5 protein-coding genes are annotated in these 2,688 nt (G+C 27.9%); 2 read left to right on the forward strand and 3 right to left on the reverse strand.

Annotated features, from left to right (window positions below; translation table 11 throughout):
• Window positions 1-537: hypothetical protein (locus tag FLA105534_RS23400; RefSeq protein ID WP_173968483.1), on the reverse strand; the 537-nt coding region annotated here is incomplete at its 3' end.
• Between the two features lie 156 nt (window positions 538-693).
• Between FLA105534_RS23400 and FLA105534_RS23405 the strand changes: the two genes are divergently transcribed.
• Both FLA105534_RS23405 and FLA105534_RS23410 read left to right on the forward strand, forming a co-directional pair.
• The gene (locus FLA105534_RS23405) at window positions 694-909 is read left to right on the forward strand and encodes a hypothetical protein (RefSeq protein WP_173968484.1); all 216 of its coding nucleotides are present in this window, start codon (window positions 694-696) and stop codon (window positions 907-909) included.
• A 661-nt stretch (window positions 910-1,570) separates the two neighbouring features.
• The gene (locus tag FLA105534_RS23410) at window positions 1,571-1,858 is read left to right on the forward strand and encodes a type II toxin-antitoxin system RelE/ParE family toxin (protein ID WP_173968485.1); all 288 of its coding nucleotides are present in this window, start codon (window positions 1,571-1,573) and stop codon (window positions 1,856-1,858) included.
• Here the strand turns inward: FLA105534_RS23410 and FLA105534_RS23415 are convergent.
• Both FLA105534_RS23415 and FLA105534_RS23420 read right to left on the reverse strand, forming a co-directional pair.
• Window positions 1,855-2,169, reverse strand: a complete 315-nt coding sequence (locus FLA105534_RS23415; protein ID WP_173968486.1) for a hypothetical protein — start codon at window positions 2,167-2,169, stop codon at window positions 1,855-1,857. The two genes, FLA105534_RS23410 and FLA105534_RS23415, sit on opposite strands and share 4 nt — an antisense overlap.
• Window positions 2,170-2,332: 163 nt before the next feature.
• Window positions 2,333-2,688: hypothetical protein (locus tag FLA105534_RS23420; RefSeq protein WP_217427736.1), on the reverse strand; the 356-nt coding region annotated here is incomplete at its 5' end.

Consider the following 2,688-nt stretch of genomic DNA (forward strand, 5'->3'; position numbering starts at 1 on the left):
TTTAATTGTTTCCAAACAAATCAAGATGGTTTTTAAAGATCTAATTAAATTTTTATAATCGTCTGTATTTATATAAAACTCAATTGATATGATGTATTCTTTTAAAGCGTCATAAGTATTATTATTATCCAAATAATTAATTGCTTGCATATGTGCAATTCTAGCAGAAAATAAATTTTCTTGCTTTTCTAAGATTACTTCTAAATTTTTTCTTTTTTCCGAAAATTCAGTTTCTATTTCCGTCTTCATTTCTTTTTTAAGATCTTCAATTTTTAAATTAATTTTTGCTTCAAATTCCTTTTCATTTATTTTTATGATCCGATTTTGATACCATTGAATTATAACTGGAAGAACAATTCCAATTATTGCAAATGATACCGTTCCAAATATTAATAATTTATCCCAAGCAGAATTATAAAATTCATTGACTTTAGCTAGAATTTCTAAAGTGTCATTAACTGGTTTTTCTTTAACGTCAGCGTGTTTTGCTAAAGTGTCAATAACTGGTTTTACAACAGTCTGTAAAATTGATTTCATATTTTATATTATTGATTACGCGCGAATATAAATTATTAAATTTTTAATATAATACGGAAAGCCGTATTTTGATTTTTTTAGTTACAATTTATAACAGATTATTTTCAAGCGATTTCGTTCTCAATTTATAATTTTAATACATTAAAAAAATTAATAATGAAAATAATAAACCATTCGTATTTTGCTAGAGATACTGAAGTCGATAAGGCAAATGAAGAATATCAAATAGCAATAAAAAAATGTTTAGCTGGTGAAATATCTTTTGAAGAATGTTCTAAATATCAAGAAGCTGTTTTTGAAGCTTGTAATAAAAATAATCGATTTCTAGAAAAAGTAGACGGAGTTTATCGTGTAAAAGGAAAGAAATATTAAGAACTCCGCTTACGCTCCGTCGCCTTTGCTTCGCTTTAGAAAATCCAGAATGCTAGATACTTTGTGTTGGGGGTGGTTTCCCCCAAACCCCCCGGATTCTTTTTTTAAAACGCTTTTTGGATTATAATAGAAAGTTATGTTTTCCATTAGTGGCACAATAGGTATAGCGGGGGGCCTTCCCTATTTAGTCACAAATAATAAAAACGGCCAAATTCAGTTTGCGTTTAGGCCGTTTTTATTATTCGCGCCTAAACCCCCCGCCATGCGTAAATGTTCCGCCACAGGCAATTTTTGCAACAATTTGGCAGGGCTGAATTTAGTTTGCGCATATAGCCCTGACAAATTCTCGCAAAAATAAGTGTCGGGACGCTCCCGTCGCAATAAAAAAAGGGCAACAATCTTTGTGATCATTACCCTTTTTTTATTGCCCTCGCTAGTGCCTTCTTTTGAGAAAACAAATAATCCATTCTAACGCAAAAAACATTTCAAAAAATGAATCTTTAATTTATCAGCTGATTATTTAAAAAAGTCAAAAATTTGAGTTTATTATTACAAATAATAAATACCGATTGATAAATTAAAGTAAATTTAAACTTACATTTTGTATTGAAATTTATTTTTTCTTTTTAGAATTGATTTATATTTACATCAAAAAAGTTTTATGGAAGTAGTTTGGACGGAGAAAGCAGAAAAGACTTATACTAAAAATTATGAATATTTAGTAGAAAATTGGTCTTTGACAATTGCAGAAAAGTTCAATGAAGAAGTATTGAAAACAATTGATATTATATCAAGAAATCCCCATTTAGGACGTTATAACAGGGATTTTGATTTTAGTAGTATTTTGGTTGTAAAGCAAATTACCTTATTTTATACGCTTGTCGGTAATAAAATATTTCTTTTACTTTTTCATGACAATCGACAAAAAGAAGTTAGAGATTTATTCTAATTATCTGTCTTTTTTGCTTTTATTCTTTTAACCATTTCGCTGTGCGGGATGGTTTTTCCGTTTTTAATCTCCTCTTTAGCCTGCTCTATTTCCTCCAGTAATTCCCATTTATTATATTCTACTGGGTCAAGAATTTTTGCAATCGAAAGCATTTCACTAATTGTGAATGTTTGACTTTGAAGTTTTCTGTAATATGTCGGACTTGACAAACCTAGTTGCTCTATTATATATTTTTTTTTGTAAGGCGATTTATCTATTAATTCGTCTAATTGTGTAGCGATTTTTCTGTATGCGATAATTTCTTGTAACATATATGAAACTTTTTTATTACATTTGTTTTAGCAAATATAGTAAAAATATGTTACAACATAGTATAAATTATAGGTCAAAATAAAACTAGTTCTTTAATGGTGATAAAAAGTCCACTTCTAATAAATAAACAATAGAATGACTAAAAGAAAAAGAGTATCGAAATTATTTTTCTAACTCGTGCAACCTTTTTCTAATATCTCTAATAGTTATTATTTGAAAGTTTTCTTCCTTTTTTTCTTCAACTTCTTTTAAAACATCATTTATATCGACTTGATTAATATTTTTTGCTTCAAAAAGTTGTTCTTTTGTTATATATGCAAGAGATTTTTTAATTGAATCTAGAACAACTCCTAAATTAGCATTATCATCTCCATTGGCATATTGTTTTGCCGAATAACAATAATCTTGGAATGCTAAAAAATAATCAGCTTTATTAAATAAATTATTTGCTTGCAAGTGCATTATATTACCTTTTAGTTCGAACAAAGTCTTTTTTAAATTCTTCTCATTTTCAGTAA

Source organism: Flavobacterium collinsii (genome assembly GCF_902804485.1).
Lineage (GTDB): Bacteria > Bacteroidota > Bacteroidia > Flavobacteriales > Flavobacteriaceae > Flavobacterium > Flavobacterium collinsii.